This window comes from Streptomyces sp. NBC_00414 (assembly GCF_036038375.1).
In the GTDB taxonomy this organism is placed as follows: Bacteria; Actinomycetota; Actinomycetes; order Streptomycetales; family Streptomycetaceae; genus Streptomyces.
Genome location: NZ_CP107935.1, coordinates 1,999,771 through 2,018,566, shown reverse-complemented (window position 1 = coordinate 2,018,566; position 18,796 = coordinate 1,999,771). Strand labels below are relative to the sequence as shown.

The 18,796-nt window shown below is 71.3% G+C and carries 13 protein-coding genes; 6 read left to right on the top strand and 7 right to left on the bottom strand.

Annotated elements, in window-relative coordinates; all coding sequences use genetic code 11:
* Positions 1–38 precede the first annotated feature (38 nt).
* Positions 39–2,543 carry a ThuA domain-containing protein gene (locus OHS59_RS08750; RefSeq protein WP_443061408.1) on the bottom strand — a complete coding sequence of 835 codons (2,505 nt, stop codon included), beginning with the start codon at positions 2,541–2,543 and terminating at the stop codon, positions 39–41.
* 335 nt (positions 2,544–2,878) lie between these two features.
* Here OHS59_RS08750 and OHS59_RS08745 point away from each other — a divergent pair, with 335 nt between their 5' ends.
* The gene (locus OHS59_RS08745) at positions 2,879–3,847 is read left to right on the top strand and encodes a multicopper oxidase domain-containing protein (protein WP_328499128.1); all 969 of its coding nucleotides are present in this window, start codon (positions 2,879–2,881) and stop codon (positions 3,845–3,847) included.
* A 374-nt stretch (positions 3,848–4,221) separates the two neighbouring features.
* Entirely contained in the window at positions 4,222–5,283 is a 1,062-nt protein-coding gene (locus tag OHS59_RS08740) for a LacI family DNA-binding transcriptional regulator (protein WP_443061407.1), read from the top strand.
* 266 nt (positions 5,284–5,549) lie between these two features.
* On the opposite strand, the gene OHS59_RS08735 is transcribed toward OHS59_RS08740, so the two are convergent.
* Both OHS59_RS08735 and OHS59_RS08730 read right to left on the bottom strand, forming a co-directional pair.
* The gene (locus OHS59_RS08735; RefSeq protein ID WP_328492807.1) at positions 5,550–6,776 is read right to left on the bottom strand and encodes a glycoside hydrolase family 64 protein; all 1,227 of its coding nucleotides are present in this window, start codon (positions 6,774–6,776) and stop codon (positions 5,550–5,552) included.
* Between the two features lie 293 nt (positions 6,777–7,069).
* Entirely contained in the window at positions 7,070–7,861 is a 792-nt protein-coding gene (locus OHS59_RS08730) for a VOC family protein (RefSeq protein WP_328492806.1), read from the bottom strand.
* Positions 7,862–8,277: 416 nt separating this feature from the next.
* On the opposite strand from OHS59_RS08730, the gene OHS59_RS08725 reads away from it, so the two are divergent.
* The gene (locus OHS59_RS08725) at positions 8,278–8,523 is read left to right on the top strand and encodes a WhiB family transcriptional regulator (RefSeq protein ID WP_328492805.1); all 246 of its coding nucleotides are present in this window, start codon (positions 8,278–8,280) and stop codon (positions 8,521–8,523) included.
* A gap of 110 nt (positions 8,524–8,633) precedes the next feature.
* Positions 8,634–12,086 (top strand): hypothetical protein, encoded by a 3,453-nt coding sequence (locus tag OHS59_RS08720; RefSeq protein ID WP_328492804.1) that lies wholly within the window; start codon positions 8,634–8,636, stop codon positions 12,084–12,086.
* A 40-nt stretch (positions 12,087–12,126) separates the two neighbouring features.
* Here the strand turns inward: OHS59_RS08720 and OHS59_RS08715 are convergent, their stop codons facing one another.
* The 3 genes from OHS59_RS08715 to OHS59_RS08705 all read right to left on the bottom strand — a co-directional run bounded on the left by OHS59_RS08715 (position 12,127) and on the right by OHS59_RS08705 (position 15,804).
* Positions 12,127–13,107 carry an acyl-ACP desaturase gene (locus tag OHS59_RS08715; RefSeq protein ID WP_328492803.1) on the bottom strand — a complete coding sequence of 327 codons (981 nt, stop codon included), beginning with the start codon at positions 13,105–13,107 and terminating at the stop codon, positions 12,127–12,129.
* A 213-nt stretch (positions 13,108–13,320) separates the two neighbouring features.
* Positions 13,321–14,097, bottom strand: coding sequence for a dimethylargininase (gene ddaH / locus OHS59_RS08710; protein WP_328492802.1), 777 nt, complete (start codon positions 14,095–14,097; stop codon positions 13,321–13,323).
* A gap of 78 nt (positions 14,098–14,175) precedes the next feature.
* Positions 14,176–15,804: an ABC-F family ATP-binding cassette domain-containing protein gene (locus tag OHS59_RS08705; protein ID WP_328492801.1), complete on the bottom strand. Its 1,629-nt coding sequence runs from the start codon at positions 15,802–15,804 to the stop codon at positions 14,176–14,178.
* Positions 15,805–16,157: 353 nt separating this feature from the next.
* On the opposite strand from OHS59_RS08705, the gene OHS59_RS08700 reads away from it, so the two are divergent.
* Positions 16,158–16,826, top strand: coding sequence for a GOLPH3/VPS74 family protein (locus OHS59_RS08700; RefSeq protein WP_328492800.1), 669 nt, complete (start codon positions 16,158–16,160; stop codon positions 16,824–16,826).
* A 162-nt stretch (positions 16,827–16,988) separates the two neighbouring features.
* Here OHS59_RS08700 and OHS59_RS08695 read toward each other — a convergent pair whose 3' ends face one another.
* Complete coding sequence (locus tag OHS59_RS08695; protein ID WP_328492799.1) at positions 16,989–17,405, bottom strand: SsgA family sporulation/cell division regulator; 417 nt, start codon at positions 17,403–17,405, stop codon at positions 16,989–16,991.
* A 279-nt stretch (positions 17,406–17,684) separates the two neighbouring features.
* On the opposite strand from OHS59_RS08695, the gene OHS59_RS08690 reads away from it, so the two are divergent.
* Positions 17,685–18,752, top strand: a complete 1,068-nt coding sequence (locus OHS59_RS08690) for a WD40/YVTN/BNR-like repeat-containing protein (RefSeq protein ID WP_443061406.1) — start codon at positions 17,685–17,687, stop codon at positions 18,750–18,752.
* The last annotated feature ends 44 nt before the right edge of the window (positions 18,753–18,796 follow it).

Genomic DNA, 18,796 nt, shown 5'->3' with positions numbered 1-18,796 from the left:
CCGTCCAGTTCTTCGCCTGCGGATGTTCGTCACGCTCGTCACTGCGCCTCCCTGACCAGCTGATCGGCGGCGGGAGTGGGGCCGCCGCCCTTGTACGTCACCTGCCACAGCGCGGACTTGGAGTCCGATGTGAAGAAGCCACGGCCGTAGTCGAGGACGTACAGCGTGCCGTCCGGGCCGAACTTCCAGTCCATGAGGTTCTTGATGCCGTCGTTGCCGATGGGAATGATCTTCTTCAGGGACTCGGCGTGCACCGGAATGCCGCCCTGCCCGGCCGTCTTCGGGTCGAGGAGCACGGCGTGGCGCGGCTGGTCGGCGTCGTAGAAGTCGCCCACGAACCACTTGCCGTCCCAGTACGAGGGCCACTTGGCGGCGTTCGCCAGGTTCGCGTCGTACCGGTAGACGGGCCCGTCCATGGCCGCCTGGCCGCCGCCCTTCAGCCAGGGCAGAAGGAACTTCTGCTCCGCCGTCTTGTACGACGGGATGCCGTTGGCGTCACGCGGGAAGTCCGGGCCGCCGCCCTGGGGCGAGTACCAGATGGTGTTCGAGGTGACCGGCGGAAGGTTGACGAGACCGTCGTTGTTGGGCGACTCGTTCTTCGGGGCGTCGCAGTTGTACCAGCCGAGCGGCTTCGTCGGATCGGGCAGATTGCGGTCCCGGTAGGGCTGCTTGTTGCCCATGCAGTACGGCCAGCCGTGGTTGCCCGGCTTGGTGATCGCGGCGAACGTGTCGTACTTCGCCGGACCCCAGGTCGTCGACGGCGACCCGGCGTCGGGGCCGACCCAGCCCGCGTACAGCGTGTCGGTCTTCTTGTCGATGGAGATGCGCGCCGGGTTGCGGACGCCCATCACATAGATCTCGCCACGCGTCTTGCCGCCGCCCTCGGCGGTCTCCTTGCCCGTGAAGAGGTTTCCCTCGGGCAGGGTGTACGTGCCGTCCTGCTCCGGGTGGATGCGCAGGATCTTGCCGTTCAGGTTGTTGGTGTTGCCCGCCGTGCGGCGCGCGTCGGCGAAGGAGACGCCCTTGTAGTTCGGCTGCGGGTTGTTGCCCGAGTAACCGTCGCTGAAGCCACTGGAGTTGTTGTCACCCGTGGCGATGTACAGGTTGCCCTTGGAGTCCCAGGCCAGGCCGCCGCCCGCGTGGCAGCAGCTGTGGATCTGCACCGGCCACTTCAGCAGGACCTTCTCGCTGTTCAGATCCAGCCTGCTGGTCGCCGAGTTGTACGTGAAGCGGGAGACGTAGCGCTCGGCCATCCGCTTGTCGCGGTCGATCCGGGAGTGCGGCGTGTAGTGCAGGTACACCCAGCCGTTGTCCTCGAACCGGGGGTCCAACTCAATCCCGAGCAGGCCCTCTTCGACCTTGATCAGCTCGTCGCCGCCGCCCTTGTTGCCGAAGACGTTGAGCGTGCCGGCCAGCGTGACCTTCTTGGTCTTCGGGTCGTAGACGTGGATCTCGCCCTTGCCCTTGCCGACGTCCGGGTTGTTCCAGTCCGTGATGACCGGCTGCGAGGAGTCGGCGCCGCCGCGGCCGATGTAGAACACCCGGCCGTCAGGTGCGGTGACCAGGCCGTGCGGCTCACCGATCTGGTCGTTCTGGCCGGGCTGGTTGGGCTGGGTCAGCCGCTCCGCCTTGTAGTTGGCGTTGATCGTGGCCTTGCAGTCGGCCTGCGAGATCCGGCTCGTCCAGGCGAGCGCCCCGCGCAGATGGGACCGGAACTCCGTCTCGTCGTACGACGACTCCGTACCGCCCATACCGGTGTAGAAGGACCGGCCGCCGTCGTAGTCACGGCACCAGGAGACCGGGTGGTCGGCGCCGTTCGCACCGGTGCCCGGCGTGTACGTCGACTCTCGGACGCGGGCCACGGTGTGCACGTCGCCGGACGGGTTCTTGGCCCAGTTCAGCCACTGGTCGGGGCGCTTCCACTGGAGCGGGAGATCCTTGGTGGCCGGATGCCGGCGGTCGCCGACCTCGACGGTGGCCCGCTGTACGTTGGTCGGGCTGCCGGCTGCCGGACGGGCGCCGACGAGTCCGCTGAACCAGTCCGAGTACGGCTCGGCACGGGCCGCGTCATGGATGCCGAGGAAGCCGCCGCCGGCCTCCATGTACGACTCCAGACCGGCCTCCTGCTCCGGGTCGAGGACGTCTCCGCCGCCGGTCAGGAAGACGACGGCGTTGTAGAGACCGAGTTTCGTCTCGTCCGTGAAGACCGAGGCGTCGTCCGTGGCCGTCACGGCGAAACGCCCGGCCGTGGGGCCGGACTGGCCGATGTCCTCGATCGCCTCGATACCGGCGTTGACGACGGGCGACTCCTCGCCGCCGGCCGCGGACCCGTGGAAGATCAGCACCTTCACGTCGGCGCCGCCGGGCGGCGACTTGATCGACATCGTTGTCAGCGGTTCGGGCGCCGGGCGCGCGCTCGCGGCCGGCCCCGAGAGGACACCGGCGGCGACGACTCCGGCGGCCAGCGCGGCTGCCCAGCCTCTGCGTCTTGCTCTGCCCAACTTCCGTACGGTCAGTGGCGTTTGATGCGGTGTGGGCCGCATGTGGTCACCCCATCCTCCTCGGTCACAGCAACAGCGCCATGGAAGCTAGACCTTTTCGCGGAACTCGCCAATAGGTATGACCGGGATCGCACAAACTTTGTCCTGAGTGTGGATAAACGAAGGCGATGCCACTACCGTCTCCCCAGTTCGTCTCTGTCACTCGGTTCCGTCAGATCCGCCAACAGATCCGCCGTCAGATCCGTCAATTCCGTTGACCGCGTTGCAGGTTGGGAGAGTTCGGCATGGGCACCACGGACGACATGGCCACCACGGATGAAGGCGCGACGGATGCGGCCACCACAGACGTGACCACGGTCGCGACCACCACGAACGCGATGGACAGGCGGGGCTTCAGTCGTCGGATGATGTTGGGCGGGGCCGCCGTCGCCACGGTCGCGACATCGTTGTCGCTCGTCGCCGCGAAGGACGCGACCTCCGCCGACAGCGCGAGCACCGCGCTCCGGACCGCCCCCGCGGGCGGCGAGGTCAGGCGCTTCAAGCTCTACATCGAGAAGCTCGCCGACGGTCAGCTGGGCTACGGGTTCGAGAAGGGCGCGGCCTCGATACCCGGCCCGCTGATCGAGCTCAACGAGGGCGACACCGCGTACATCGAGGTCGAGAACACGCTGGACGTGGCGGCGAGCCTGCACGTCCACGGCCTGGACTACGAGGTGTCCAGCGACGGCACGAAACTGAGCAAGTCCCATGTCGAGCCGGGCGACACCCGGACGTACACCTGGCGCACCCACGCGCCCGGCCGCCGCAAGGACGGCACCTGGCGGGCGGGCAGCGCGGGCTACTGGCACTACCACGACCACGTCGTCGGCACCGAACACGGCACGACCGGCATCCGCAAGGGCCTGTACGGGCCGGTGATCGTCCGTCGACAGGGTGACATCCTCCCGGACAAGACCCACACCATCGTCTTCAACGACATGACGATCAACAACAGGCCGGGGCACGACAGCCCCAACTTCGAGGCCACGGTGGGGGATCGGGTCGAGTTCGTCTCGATCACGCACGGCGAGTACTACCACACGTTCCATGTGCACGGTCACCGCTGGGCGGACAACCGCACGGGTCTGCTGACCGGCCCCGACGACCCCAGCCGGGTGGTCGACAACCTGATCGTGGGCCCCGCGGACTCGTTCGGCTTCCAGGTCATCGCGGGCGAGGGCGTCGGCGCGGGCGCGTGGATGTACCACTGCCACGTCCAGAGCCACTCGGACATGGGAATGGCGGGCCTGTTCCTGGTGAAGAAGACGGACGGCACGATCCCGGGCTACGAGCCCCACGAGCACTGAGCGCTCCGCGCCGAGCAGCAAAGGGGGGCGCGGGGAGCGGCACGCCCTCACTCGACGGCCTGCCTGCCTTTTTGGGGATGCGGGGAACTGCGCGACCTTCGGACCGGCGGGGCTGCACCTCTTCGGCGCTGCCCGGCAAGGGCACCTCAGGGGCGCGGGGAGCGGCACGCCCCCACTCGACGGCCGGGCTGCCTTTTTTGGGGGCGCGGGGAATTGCGCAACGTGCAGACCGACAGGGCCTCCCCCGTAAAGCCCCGCCGGGCAAGCGCACCCACGCCCACTCCGGCGCACGTCCCACAGCCAGCGGCTTCACGATCGGGGAGCGCTCTCAACGAAGCGTTGAACCAGGGCTATCCTGAGCGGCAACCGCCGCCATGAGGAGCCCCGAGGTGACCGAGCAGTCGACAGAGCCACGCCCGACACTGGAGGCCGTGGCCGCCCGGGCCGGAGTCTCCCGGGCCACCGTGTCGCGTGTCGTCAACGGCGGCGAGGGCGTACGCGAACCCCTGGTAGAGCGGGTCAGGCGCGCCGTCGAGGAGCTCGGCTACGTCCCGAACCAGGCCGCCCGCAGCCTCGTCACCCGACGGCACGACGCGGTCGCCGTGGTCATCGCCGAACCGGAGACCAGGGTCTTCGCGGACCCCTTCTTCGCCCTTCAGCTCCGGGGCATCAGCAAGGAGCTGACCGCCCACGACTCGCAGCTCGTCCTGCTGCTCACGGAGGGACGCGACGACCATGCCCGCGTGGCGCGCTATCTCGCCGGCGGCCATGTCGACGGCGCGCTCGTCTTCTCGCTGCACCTCGACGACCCGCTGCCGGGCCTGATCCGCGGAGTGCCGACCGTGTACGGGGGGCGCCCTGGCTGGAGCGACGGGTCACGCGGCGTGGTCTACGTCGACTGCGACAACAGGGGCGGCGCCCGCGAGGCCGTCCAGCACCTCGTCGGGCTCGGACGCACGCGCGTCGCCCACATCACCGGCCCCCTCGACCAGACCTCGGCGGCCGACCGGCTCGACGGGTTCCGTGACGTCATGGTGGACACCGATCCGAGGCTGATCGTGGAGAGCGACTTCACCCCGGGTGGCGGCGAGCGGGCCATGCGGGAACTTCTCGACCGCTGCCCCGACGTGGACGCGGTGTTCGCCGCCAACGACCTCACGGCGGTCGGCGCGATGCGCGTGCTGCGGGAGCGGGGGCGGCGGGTGCCCGAGGATGTCGCGGTGGTCGGCTTCGACGACATGCTGCCGTTCACCGAGCAGGCCGACCCGCCGCTCACGACGGTTCGCCAGGACATCGAGGAGATGGGGCGGCTGATGGCGCGGTTGCTGTTGCGGGGGCTGGAACGGGGGGCTCCCGCGGGGGGCGCGGAGGGGTTGGCGGGGGCGCCGGCCAGTGTTGTGTTGCCTACGACGTTGGTTCGGCGGGTCTCGGCGTAGGCGCTCCGCTGGGGGCTTGGTGGTTGGGTGCGGGTTGGTGGGGGCTTGTCGCGCCGTTCCCCGCGCCCCTTGGGTGCCATGGCCTGGCGGGGCTTTGCAGATGGGGCTCTGTCGGTCTGAAGGTTGCGCAGTTCCCCGCGCCCCCGGAAGGCGGGCCGGTCGACAGGTGCACGTACGTCGTGGCTGGTCGCGCAGTTCCCCGCGCCCCTGGCGGGGGCGCCCTGGGCGGGGCAGGCCCTCAAAGGTGCCCCGCCCAGGGCTCGGGATTACGCGCCCACCGTCACCGTGAAGCGGCGGGGGTTGCCGTCGTGGGCCGCGCCCGATACGTCGGGCTGGCCGTCGGGGCGTACGTCGTCGTAGGGGAAGGCGTAGCCGATGGGGGAGTTGGCGTGCACGACGCGCGCCCAGTGGTTGGTGACCGCGCCCGTGTAGTAGTCGGACGTGGTCGTCCCGTTCGGCTGGGTCGGGTGGGTGAGCATGATCGAGCGGTTGAAGCCGGCGGCGAGGCGGGCGAGGATGGCCTTCTTGTCGTCGGAGTCGCCCGGGTTGTTGGCGAACGGCCCGTGATTGCAGGTGAAGATGTCCTTCGACGTGGGCTTGCCGAAGGTGTGACCACCGGCGAAGGTCAGCGTGTCCCCGCTGACCCGGCCGGTGAGCACGCCCCGGCCGCCCTGGAGGTCGATCCCCAGGTCGGTGGAACGGTACTTGTCCCAGACCTGGTCGATGTAGCTGGTCCAGAGGTCGCGGAACGGCATCTCGGCGGGCCGGTCGAAGTACGGGGCCATCAGGTTCTGCGGGGAGACCACCCGCAGTACGGAGCCGTCGCTGCCCCGGGTCACCAGCTTGTCCCAGGGCTGGCCGTCCTTGGCGGCCTGTGCCGTGAGGTCCGCCGCGATCCGGTCGACGGCACCGTCGGGCAGCGGGGCCACCGTGTGCGTGGCGTCGCCCTCCAGGGTCAGACCGATGGGCAGCGCGGTGACCAGGTCGACGTAGCTGATGTTGGCGTACAACTGTTCGGTGTTGAAGGTGAATTCGCAGAACGACCACGTCTTGCCGTAGTTCGCGTCGGCGGGCGTGGCGAACGCGGGCTCGACCAGCGAGGGCCCCGGGTTGAGGAAGAAGTCGAGCGTGCTGTCGCGTACGAAGTAGACCCGGGCGCCGTACATCTGAGGCAGCGTCAGGACCTTGGCGGCAGAGCCGGCGGCGCCGAGGGGGATGGCGCAGTCGACGGGCAGCGGGGTCTGGGGTGCCGACGGGGAGGTGGGCCGGTAGACGCTGCCGTCCGCGCGCAGCAGTACCCAGTTGCCCGTCGACTGCTCGTGACCGGTGACGTACGCGCGGACCGTACCGGGCAACGAGGCGTTCTTGAGGGCGAGTTCACAGGTCGCGGGGGCGGCCTCGGCCGTCGGGCTGAGAGCGCTCCCCCAGACGGGGTAGCCGACGGCGGCGGTGACGGCCGCGGTTCCGGTCAGAAAGGTCCTGCGTGAGATCACGGTGGCTCCTGAGACGTGGGGGGAAACGGCAGGGGGCCGATGTATGGGGCATCGGTCCTCCGCGGGGCACCACTGTTCCCAGGGGGAGTTGAAGCGTCAAGGGTTATGACTGAGAGCGCTCTCGAAAACTTCGTGCCTTCAGAAGTTGACGGCCGGTGCGGCGGGCGCTGCTGCGATCGGGCGATCGGGCGATCGGGTGGTCAGGTGGTCGGGCGGGCGGTCATCGGCCGGTTACCGCCCGTGTCCGGTGTCGGCCGGTCGGCAGAGGTGGCAACCGGCCCCCGTGCCGGCCGTCAGCCCCCTGCCGGCTCGCTCCTGATCACCGCGAAGCGTGCCCCGTACGGGTCGGAGAGTTTGGCCATCCGGCCCACGCCCTCCATGGACGTGGCGGGCATCCGGACCCTGCCGCCCAGTTCCTGGGCCTTGGCGACCACTGCGTCCGTGTCCGTGACCTCGAAGTAGGGCAGCCAGTACGCTCCCGCCTCCTGCTCCGTCGGGTCGTCGGCCAGTGGGACGACACCGCCGAACATGGCGTCCTCGCCGCCCTCCGAGGGGTTGACGCAGGTGTAGGTGCCGCCGGGGAACGGCATGGCCGAGGTCTCCAGGCCCAGTACACGGTTGTAGAACGCCGCCGCCGCCGCGATGTCCGGCGTGTAGAGCTCGATCCAGCACAGGGAGCCCGGCTCGCCGGCCACGTCGAGGCCCCGGAGCGCGGCGGGCTGCCAGATGCCGAAGGAGACGCCCGCCCTGTCGGCGAGGATGGCCATGCAGCCCTTGTCCATGATGTCGTCGGGCGGCAGCAGCACGCTGCCCGCGGCCTGCTCGACGGCCTTGGCCGTGGCGTCGGCGTCCGCGCTCTGGAAGTAGACGGTCCATGACGGCGGGCCCTGCTCGGGGGTGGTCTGCATAGCGCCCGCCGCGGTCCTCCCGGCCGCCTGGAAGAAGCCGTAACCGCCGGAATCGGGTCCCGCCGACCGGAAGTCCCAGCCGAAGAGACCGTGGTAGAAGGACGTGGCGCCGTCGATGTCGGGGGTGCCGAGATCGATCCAGTTCGGGGCGCCGGCTACGAAACGGGTGGTGAGCATGTTGCCCTCCTCTGAGGGGTCCCGTGGTCTGCACTGCCGAGTCTTGCACCGCCCACTGACAACCGCCGCCGGGCGCGGGCCGCTGCCGCGGGCTCGGCGGGGTGCGCGGGGTAGGAGGCCGCCGAGGTGACCGGGCGCCGCTGGGGCGTGAGCGGGCGCGCGCCCGCTCACGCCCCAGCGTGGGCGGAGGGCCCAGCGTGGGCGGCGACCTCACGCCCTCCCGCCGGTCCCGCGAATCCGTCGTGATCCTGCCGCGCGCCGCTGTGCTCTTGGCTGTCGGCGGGTGCATCATCGGGTCCTGGCACGCCCCCGGACCTCGCGTTCGGCGTCGGTCCCGTGGTCCGGGGCGGCGTCGGGCGGGCGCCCGTTGATCCGGCGTTGATCGAACGTTTTTCGATACGCGACACGATCCGGGCATGCACAATGACACCGCCGCCGCGCCCGACCTCTCCTGGCAGGAACAGGCACTGTGCGCCCAGACCGGCTCCGACTTCTTCTTTCCCGAGCCGGGCAGCTCGGTCCGTGAGGCGAAGCAGATCTGCGGACTGTGCGAGATGCGCTCCGCGTGCCTCGAATACGCGCTGAACCACGACGAACGCTTCGGCGTCTGGGGCGGCCTCTCCGAGAAGGAGCGGCTCAGCCTCCGACGCGCCCAGCACTGAGACCGTCGCCTCGTCGCCATGGCCGTGGCCGCTGCCGTCGCCGTTTCCGGCTTCGGCACGATTGCCCGCTTCGGCGCGCGTCACGGCTTCCGGCAGGCACAATCCACCGCATGGTCCACACCCCGCGGCAGCAGGCCGAGAGCCTGCTCAACGCCCTCGATCCGCTGCCGTACCCCCTGCGCATGCGTGAACTCGCCGCGAGAGTACGGGAGGTGACGGAAGCGCGTCCGCTGCTGGAGGAGCTGGAGACGCGCGGGCACTACGGGCGGGGGCTCGCCGTCGTGGCGGCGGCCGTCAGCCGGGACGCGGAGTGGATCGGCGCACGGCTCGCCGATCCGGACTCCTTCGTGCGCGGACACGCGCTGCGAGTGGCCGACAGCCTCCATGTGCCCGACTCCGCCTACGAGTCGGCGCTCGCCGACGCCCCCGAGGCGATCCGCCGCGACCTGCTGTGTGCCGTGGTCGCGGGGCGGCGCACCGCGCTGGCCGACCGGCTCGTCGGGCCGCTGCGCGACGCATGGGACGACGCGGAGGCGGCGCGTCTGCTGCCGGGGTGCTCGCCCGGGACGGTGGCCCGGCTGCTGCCCCCGCTCTTCCACGCCGTACGGGGCTGGACGTCGCTCGGCAGACGGCACACGGGCGCCCTGCTGGACGCGGTGGAGAGCGAGTTGGGCGCCCTGCCTTCGTCGCTGCGCGAGGTCTGGTGGCGACGGTACGCGCGAGCCGTGACGGTCACCGTGCCCGTCGAGCCGCTGCGTGCGCTGGAGCTGGTCGAGCGCTTCGCACCCGTGAGCCTCCCGCACCAACTCCACTCTCAGCTGGGCGCGTTCGCGGCCGTCGCGCCGGAACGGGTGCTCCGGCTGCTCCTCACCGGCGACACCCCCTCGGTCGGCGCCGTGCTCAGCCGCTCGCTGCTGCGCAAACTGGCACGGCCGGAGGCGGCAGGGCGAGCGGAGAGATCGCGCGAATCGAGTGGATCGCGTCCATCGGACGGCGGTGAACTCGTCGCGCTCGGCGCCGCGTTGGCCGCTGACGGTGATCTCCCCGTCCTGCTGGCGGCGCTGCCACCCGCTCGCCGCCACGCCTTCTACACCGACGTGATGGCCGGCCGGGGCCCGCGGGGCGCCACCGTCGATGCCGCCATGCTCGATGCCCTGCCGCGCAGTCGCGTCGCGGAGGAGGCGCGAGGGATGGCCGCCGCGGCACGCGAGAGCGGTGCGGCCTGGGACGCCGTCCTGCTCGCCGAGTCCTGTCTGCCGGTCGCCCAGGTGCGCGAGCGGCTCGTCGAGGCGACGCGTCGGCCCGCCGCCGAAGACCGCGCCCGGGCCTGGCCGTTGCTCATCGGCAACGCCGCCCGCTCCGGCGACACCGCGGCCGTCCTCTCCGTACTGGAGGAGTCCGCGCGGCTGCGCAACGAGCAGGACCCGGTGCGGCAGCCCGCCCTGTGGGCGTTGTCCCGGATCCCGCCCGCCCTGCTCACCGAGGAGGCCGAGCCGCACCTCGACAGGATCGCCGTCGACGCCGTCGAAGCCCGGGACTCCTCACCGGGGACCCGGCGCAACCTCGGCGAGCTCGCCGTCTCCGTACTCCGGGAGCATGCCGCGGGCGGCTCACGGGAGTTGGTCAACTGGTCCCTGCGCACCCTCGTGCGGATCTCCGGCAACACCGGTGGCGCCGACCTCGGCCGACTCGACGCGACACTGCGCCGGGGACAGGAACACCAGGTGTACGAGGCGTTGCGGCCATGGATCGAGGCCGGGGCGGAGAAGGCCGACTACGGCCTCGCCTTCGCGCTGGCCCGATCCGTGGGGCGGCGCGCCGCCGCGATGACCGACCTCCAGGAACTCCTGTGGCAGGCCGTCCGGTTCGGGAACGACACGACCGTGCGCTCCGCCGTCGAGCTGTGGCTGGAACCACCCGCCACCCGGGACGAAAGAGCCGCGCGCGTCCTCGCCCTCGACCCCTCGGCAGGCGCGCTGTGGCCCGTCCTGGCCGTGATCACCCGCCGCCGTACCGACCTCCTCGACGTACTCCTGGCGGACACCCCGCCGTACGGGCGCTTCCTCACCAGGGGCAGCGCGTGGACCGTACCCGTGGACCAGGACGTACGACGCTGGCTGCCGCGTCAACAGGCGGCCGTGGTGCGGCGGTTGGCCGAGTCGGCCGCCGACGCGGGGCTGCCGGCGTATGCCAGGGCCGCCGCCGTCGAACAGGCGGCGCGTGTACCGGGCCGGGGTGCCGAACTCGCGCGGCACTGGACCGGCTCGCGGAACACGGTGCTCGCGGAGGCCGCGCTCGGCGCGCTCGCCCACACCGACCGGCCCGGTGACGCGCTCCCCGAACTGCTCGCGCACGCCGGCGACGATCACGCCCGCGTCGCCGTGTACGCGGCCGCACGGGCGTCCCGGCACGTGGCGCCCTCCCTGCTCGCCGACCTGCTGCGTGACGTGCTGACCGCGCCGGGCGCCAAGGTGACCAGCCGCAAGGAGGCCGCCCGCCTCGCCGCGGTCCGGCTCCCGGCCCCGGTGGCCGCCCGCCTTCTCGCCGAGGTGTACCGGCGGCCGGGCACCCACCTCGACGTCCGTGCCGCCTGTGTCGCCTTCGCGGGCTCGCTGCTCGCCGAGGAACCCGTGTGGACGCTGCTGCATGACGCCGCCGGGGCCGAACCCGTGCTGCGCGCCGCCGTACTGCGTGTCACGCCCCTCGACCTGCCGGAACGCCACCGCGAGCGGTACGCCCGGCTCGTCCGCGACGTGTCCACGACCGACGACCCGCCGACGGCTGTCCTCGCCCATGACGCCCTGGCCCGGTGGGCGCCCTGGTGCCCCGACGCGCACACCGTCCTGGCCGCCGCCTCGGCGGACCTGTCGAACCGCACGAGCTGGCGGGCCGCCGCCCACGGTCTGGTGGCCGCGGCGGCGGGCTCGGACCGGGGAGCCGCCGGAGTACGGGAGGCCCTCCGCGCGCTGGCGGAGGCCGAGACGGCGGCAGAGGCCGAACAGGAGGGGGAGGAGAGGCCGGCCGTCGAAGGTCTCGCCGACGCCGAGCCCCGTCGGGACCGGCCCGCCCGGCAGCGCGTCGACCACCTAGTGGCCCGTCTGGCGCGGCAGGCCGCAACGGACGCCGGGACCGTTCGGGCGGCGGCCCTCGGAGCCGCCGAGCTGCTGGCGCGGTACGACGCGTTCGTGCCGCAGGCCGCCGCGATCACGGTGACCCATCTCGACCTCGAGGCGGAGTCCGAGCAGGTGGTCGAGGCGCTGGCCCGCCTCGCCGCGCTGACGGACGGGCGGCCGGCGCTCGCGGCCGGGACCGCCTCGGCCCTCGCCGACCGGCTGCGCCGCGGGACGCACGAGGGCGGCGCCGAGACCCTCCTCGGCGCCGCCCGGCGGCTCACCGCTCACGGCGGTCACGGCGAGGGACTGCTCGCCACGGCCGTCACCGGCGCACTCGGCACCCGTACGGACTGGGGGCCGCCGTGGCGGGCGCAGCTGAGAGCACTGCGCCGCCACCCGGTGGCCGACGTCCGCGATGCGGCGCTGGCCCAGGTGACGGCGTACGAGTGAGAGGTGGCCCCGGCCCCGGCGCACGCGCCGGGGCGGCAGGTCACACGGCGGCGGCGCGGGCCGCCATGCGGGCCTTGCGGATCGCGAGCTTCTCGTCGAACTTGGCGGCCTCGGAGTCCAGGCCGCCCATGTACATGCCGAGCTCCTCCTGCGCCTTGAGACCCTCGGGGCCGAGCCCGTCGATCTGCAGGATCTTGAGGTGGCGCAGGATCGGCATCAGCACGTCGTCGTGGTGGATGCGCATGTTGTAGACCTCGCCGATGGCCATCTGCGCGGCGGCGCGCTCGAAGCCGGGCATGCCGTGTCCGGGCATCCGGAACTGGACGATGACGTCCCGCACGGCCTGCATCGTCAGGTCGGGGGCGAGCTCGAACGCGGCCTTGAGGAGGTTGCGGTAGAAGACCATGTGCAGGTTCTCGTCGGTCGCGATGCGCGCCAGCATCCGGTCGCAGACGGGGTCGCCCGACTGGTGTCCGGTGTTGCGGTGCGAGACACGCGTGGCGAGCTCCTGGAAGGCGACGTACGCCACGGAGTGCAGCATCGAGTGGCGGTTGTCCGACTCGAAGCCCTCGCTCATGTGCATCATGCGGAAGGCTTCGAGCTGGTCCGGGTCCACGGCGCGCGACGCGAGCAGGTAGTCGCGCATCACGATGCCGTGGCGGCCCTCCTCGGCGGTCCAGCGGTGCACCCAGGTGCCCCAGGCGCCGTCGCGGCCGAAGAGAGAAGCGATTTCGTGGTGGTAGCTGGGCAGGTTGTCCTCGGTCAGGAGGTTCACGACCAGCGCGATCCGGCCGAGCTCGGTGACCTTGGACTGTTCCTTGCCCCAGGCCTCGCCGTCCTCGAAGATTCCGGGGAAGTTGCGACCGTCGGACCAGGGCACGTACTCGTGCGGCATCCAGTCCTTGGCGACCTTCAGATGACGGTTGAGTTCGGTCTCCACCACTTCTTCCAGTGCGAACAGCAGCCGGGCGTCGGTCCAGTCGGAGGACGGGCTGCCGAGATGGGGAGAAGTGATCGTCACGGGGGCTCCAGGGGGGACGAAAATGCTGAGCGTTCACACAACCTACGGCATCGTAGGCTACGTATCCGTAGGTTACGATGCCGTAGGTTAAGCGCGCCGTAAAGAGCCCTGATCAGCAACGATCTCTGTGAAGATCGGTTCCGTAGGCATCCGGAGGCCACCCGTCCGGCGGATGCGCAGGTCCCGGGGCCGTACGAGCGGCCCTGCGGGTTCTCAGGCGTACAGCTCCCGCAGCCGGACCGAGAGGCACGTCACACAGCCTTCGAGCTTCTCGAACTCGCTGATGTCGACGAGGACGGGTTCGTGGCCGAGTCCGGCGAACAGGTCGGCGGTCTTGGGCGCGCTCGCCGCCATCAGCAGCTTCCCGCCGCCCAGCAGGACGACGTGCGAGCCGGACTCCTCCGGTACCGCCAGGAAGCGCGGGAACAGCGACGGGGAGTCCACCAGCGGCTCGTACCCGACGATCGTGCCGTCCGGCAGCGCGGTGACGGCCGACTTCAGGTGCAGCACCTTGCTCACCGGTACGGCGACGACACGGGCGCCGAGCGGCTCGAAGGTGGCCCGCAGCTGCTGGATGCCGGCTCCGTTGGTGCGTCCGCCCTGGCCCACGTAGACCGTGTCGCCGACCTTCAGGACGTCGCCGCCGTCCAGCGTGCCCGGCTCCCACACCCAGTTCACCGAGCAGCCGAGCCGCGCCACCGCCTCCTCGACACCGGCGGTCTCGCCGCGCCGGGACTCCGCTCCCGGGCGGCCGATCAGCGCCACGTTGCGGAAGACGACCACCGCGTCCTCCACGAACACGGAGTCCGGGCAGTCGTCGGCGGGCTCCGCCTCGACGGTCTCCCAGCCGTGCGTACGCAGCGCCGAGGCGTACGCCTCCCACTGTTCGGCCGCCAGGTCGATGTCGACCGGCGTGCGTTCCAGGTGCGTGACGAGACCTTCGGCCAGGCGGGGGCTGGGACGGCGGATGAGGGCCTTCTGGCTGGGCACGTACGGACTCCGTCTCGGCAGGGTGTGTCCCCGCACATCATGCAGCCCACACCGACCGCGCAACAGCCCCCGCGCCCCTCAGCGGGGCTGCGCCACCGCCTCGGACGTCGTCTCCGTCAGCTCCCCTTCCAGCAGCAGCCACCGTGTGATCCCGATCGACTCCAGGAACGGCACGTCGTGACTGGCCACGATCAGCGCCCCTTCGTACGACTCCAGGGCAGTGGTGAGCTGCCGCACGCTCGCCATGTCGAGGTTGTTCGTCGGCTCGTCGAGCATCAGCAGCTGCGGTGCGGGCTCGGCGAGCATCAGCGCGGCAAGTGCCGCCCGGAAGCGCTCGCCGCCGGAGAGCGTCGCCGCCCGCTGGTCGGCCCGGGCGCCCCGGAACAGGAAGCGGGCCAGCCGCGCCCGGACCCGGTTGTTGGTGGCGCCCGGCGAGAACCGGGCCACGTTCTCGGCGACCGTCAGCTCGTCGTCGAGGACGTCGAGACGCTGGGGCAGGAACCGCAGCGGCACATGGGCCCGCGCCTCCCCGGAGACGGGCGCCAGCTCCCCGGCGATCGTCCGCAGCAACGTCGTCTTGCCGGCGCCGTTGCGCCCGACCAGCGCGACCCGCTCGGGCCCGCGCAGATCGAACGAGCCCGCGCTCGCCCCGTACGCCAGCTCCAGGTCCAGGAGCGTGAGGACGGTACGGCCCGGCGGCACGGCCGTGTACGGGAGGTCGACGCGGATCTCGTCGTCGTCCCGCACGGCGTCCACGGCGTCGTCGAGCCGCTCCTTGGCCTCGGCGAGCTTCTCCTCGTGCATGATGCGGTGCTTTCCCGCGGACTCCTGGGCCGAGCGTTTGCGCGCCCCCATCACGATCTTGGGCTCGCGTTTCTGCTCGAACATCTTCTGGCCGTACCGCTTGCGGCGGGCCAGTTTGACCTGCGCGTCGACCAGTTCGCGCTTCTGCTTCTTCAGATCCGACTCGGCGGCACGCACCATGCGCTCGGCCGCCTCCTGCTCGGTGGCGAGGGCCTCCTCGTACGCCGAGTAGTTGCCGCCGTACCAGGTGACCTCACCGGAGCGCAGATCGGCGATCTGGTCGACCAGGTCCAGGAGTTCACGGTCGTGGCTGACCACGATCATGACCCCGGAGTAGGCCTCGACGGCCGCGTACAGCCGTCGGCGCGCGTACAGGTCGAGGTTGTTGGTCGGCTCGTCGAGGAGGAGGACGTCGGGCCGGCGCAGCAGCAGCGCGGCCAGGCGCAGCAGGACCGACTCGCCGCCCGAGACCTCGCCGATGGTGCGGTCGAGCCCGACGTGGCCGAGGCCGAGTTCGCCGAGTGTCGCCACGGCGCGCTCCTCGACGTCCCAGTCGTCGCCCACGGCGTCGAAGTGGGCCTCGGACACGTCGCCCGACTCGATGGCGTGCAGCGCGGCGCGCTTCGCCGCGATGTCGAGCACCTCGTCGACCCGCAGCCCGGTGTCGAGGGTGACGTTCTGCGGAAGCAGGCCGACCTCGCCCGCGACCCGGACGGTTCCGTCGGCCGGCGCGAGTTCTCCCGAGACGAGCTTCAACAGGGTCGACTTGCCTGATCCGTTGACGCCGACGAGCCCGGTTCTGCCGGGCCCGAAGGCCACCTGGAGGTCCTCGAAGACGGGCGTGCCGTCGGGCCAGGAGAAGGAGAGGGAGGTGCAGGTGATGGAAGTGGGGGTACTGGACATACAGGCCTCGCGGTGCTGGATGCGGTCAGGGCGACACGTATCGAGACACCGGGAGGCGGCGACGGCCGGAAGGACGGAGTCCTCCGGGGCATTCGCGGAACACGGGAAAAGCCCTGTTCCGCGGGACGGCTCGGAGCCGAGGTCGCACGCTGCGCACACACGAATACGTGGGTGACGCGGTGTCTCGTGACCTCAGACGAGCAACGTCCTTCTCCGTTCGGCGACAACAGGACCGTTTACACCGTAGGAGGGGGCTGTGCGGCTGTCAACGAATTAACGTGCTCCCGACCCTGATCGCGATCTTGAATCGCCCCCGCCTCTGATCCCGATCCCGACCGCCCGAAGGAGACTCCGTGCCCAACGGCCCGCTCTCGCTGCCCGCCCGTCTCTGTCTGCTGGCCTGGGACACCTCGAAACTCAAGGTCACCAGCGCTTCCCAGCTCCCGCATCTGGTCCGGGCCGGTGCCCTCACCGAGCTGGCGCAGCGCGGGCTGCTGGCCGACGCGGAAGGCGTGGCCACGCCCACGACCCCGGACGGCCGGACCGGGGACGCGGCTCTCGACGGGCTCATGGAACTCATCGAGGAGTCCCGGCCGCACAAGTGGAAGACCTGGGTCAGCCTCCGGGCGCGCATCACGCTGGACGCCGTACAGGCGCAGCTCGCCGCGGACGGATATCTGCGTGCCGAGAAGACACGGGTGCTCGGCGTCTTCCCGTCCGTGGAGTACGAGATCGGCCGCGTCGCCGTCGTGGACAGGCTGCGCGCGGAGGCCCGGCAGATCCTTGAGGGCCCGGTACCCGTCCACGAGGTGTCCGAGCGGGACGCGGCGCTCGTCGCCCTCGCCGCCGCGGCCGAGCTGCGCACGCTCGTGTCGGGCAGGGAGCGGCGGCTGTACGACGCGAGGATCGGGGCCCTGACCGAACGCAGCGGAACGGCGACTCCGGCTCTGAGGCAGGCGGTCCAGGAGGTGCGGTCGGCGGTGGCCGTGGCGATGGCGACACCGGGAGTCCCGGGGCACTGAGCGGGCAGCGCCCATTCTCGTCCGCCGTGCCGCGCGGGAGCTGCTGGACACGGGGACGTACGAGTCGCGGGCGGCCGGCAGGGAGGGGCCGACCGGGAGTGCCCGCCGAAAGGCGTCTGCCGGGCCGTCAGGGCTCAGCAGCCGTCAGGACTCGGCAGGAAGTCAGTAGGAGTCGCGCAGCAGTTCGGCGAGGTCGTGGTCCAGATCCTGGTGCAGGTGCTCAAGACCGACGGGCACCAGCTCCGTCGAACTCTGCAGGAAGTGCCGCAGCTCGCCGGCGCGCACGTGGATCACGGCGGTGCCCTCCGGGGCGTGGAACTCCAGGACGATGCGGTCGTATCCGTACGGCCGCACGCGCACGTCGCCGTGGCCGACCTCCTCCTCCAGGCCCGAGGCGAGCAGCTCGCGGGCGAAGGTCCAGCACACCTCCACGCCTTCGAGCGTGGACGGGGCGGGGAAGGACATGCGGACGGCGAAGGGATCGTGCGGGTCGTAGCTGAGCGTCGCGGGAATGCTCGGCATCCGCGGCGCGGCGGCGACGAGGCGGGCCTCTACGGGCTGCTCGATAACGGTGGACAACGCCTTGCTCCCTTGTGACGTGCGGACGAACTGCGGACGGATGAGCCGGGCACTTGTAAGGACGTCGGAATCGGCCAATCCGTGCCTGCGAAAACGGATGAAGTCCTAGTGACCTCCGTCACCGCCTTCAATCACGGGAGTGATCGTTGATTTCCGGAGTGACCACTGATGCCTCCGGGGGCATCTGGACGTGATCGTCGGAGTGGGCTAGCTTCGCCCGCCATGAGGGGCTTGGGCAAGACGCGACGCACGAGTAACAAGGGATTCACAGGGCGCCTGTTGACCGTGGGGGTGTGCGGCGCGGCGCTCGCCGCCGCACTCACGGCGCCGGCGCAGGCGGACGGACCGGCCGACCACGGGTCGAACGGCGCGAAACCGCCGCACTGGGAGGTCCAGGACAGCGGAACGGACGCGCGCTTCCGCGGGCTCTCCGCCGTCAGCCGGAACACCGCCTGGCTGGCCGGCTCCAAGGGCACCGTGCTGCGCACCACCGACGGCGGAGCGAACTGGCGGAACGTATCGCCACCCGGGGCCGCGGACCTGGAGTTCCGCGACGTCGAGGCCTTCGACGGCAGGCGTGCCGTGGTGCTGGCCATCGGGGAGGGCGAGGCGTCCAGGGTCCTGCGGACCGAGGACGGCGGCGCGACCTGGACCGAGTCCTTCCGCAACACCGACGCCAAGGCCTTCTACGACTGCATGACCTTCTTCGACAAGCGCCACGGCCTGGCGATGAGCGACCCGGTGGACGGGAAGTTCCGCATCCTGTCGACCGGCGACGGCGGCCGCTCCTGGAAGGTACTGCCCAGTGCGGGAATGCCCGCGGCCCAGGCGGGCGAGGCGGGCTTCGCGGCCAGTGGGCAGTGCCTGGTCAGCTCGGGTCCGCGTGACGTGTGGCTGGCCACTGGTGGGGCGGCACGCGCGCGCGTGCTGCACTCCTCCGACCGCGGCCGCACCTGGACGGCCACCGACACCCCGATCCCGGCGGGCGACCCGGCCCGCGGAGTCTTCGCCCTCGCCTTCCGCGACCGGACGCACGGCATCGCGGTCGGCGGCGACTACCGCGCCGACCAGGCCTCGCCGAAGGCGGCGGCGGTCAGCGGCGACGGCGGCCGCACCTGGGCCACGGCCGCCGCACCGCCGCCGGCCTACCGTTCGGGTGTCACCTGGCTCCCGCACAGCCGCACCTCCGCACTAGCGGTCGGCCCCACCGGCACCGACCTCACCACGAACGGCGGCCGCACCTGGCGCACGCTGGACACCGGCTCGTACGACACCGTGGACTGCACCCCCGACCTGGCCTGCTGGGCGTCCGGCGAGAAGGGCCGGGTGGCACGGCTGGAACGCTGACGCGCGGGCCGGGGCTCCCGGGGCCCCGTCTAGGCTCGACGGCA

Bases quoted from the DNA above. Each gene is read 5' to 3' on its own strand.
- OHS59_RS08725 (WP_328492805.1), top strand. From the start codon at position 8,278: ATGCACAATGACACCGCCGCCGCGCCCGACCTCTCCTGGCAGGAACAG.
- OHS59_RS08745 (WP_328499128.1), top strand. From the start codon at position 2,879: ATGGACAGGCGGGGCTTCAGTCGTCGGATGATGTTGGGCGGGGCCGCC.
- OHS59_RS08730 (WP_328492806.1), bottom strand. From the start codon at position 7,861: ATGCTCACCACCCGTTTCGTAGCCGGCGCCCCGAACTGGATCGATCTC.
- OHS59_RS08705 (WP_328492801.1), bottom strand. From the start codon at position 15,804: ATGTCCAGTACCCCCACTTCCATCACCTGCACCTCCCTCTCCTTCTCC.
- OHS59_RS08720 (WP_328492804.1), top strand. From the start codon at position 8,634: ATGGTCCACACCCCGCGGCAGCAGGCCGAGAGCCTGCTCAACGCCCTC.
- OHS59_RS08750 (WP_443061408.1), bottom strand. From the start codon at position 2,543: ATGCGGCCCACACCGCATCAAACGCCACTGACCGTACGGAAGTTGGGC.
- OHS59_RS08740 (WP_443061407.1), top strand. From the start codon at position 4,222: ATGAGGAGCCCCGAGGTGACCGAGCAGTCGACAGAGCCACGCCCGACA.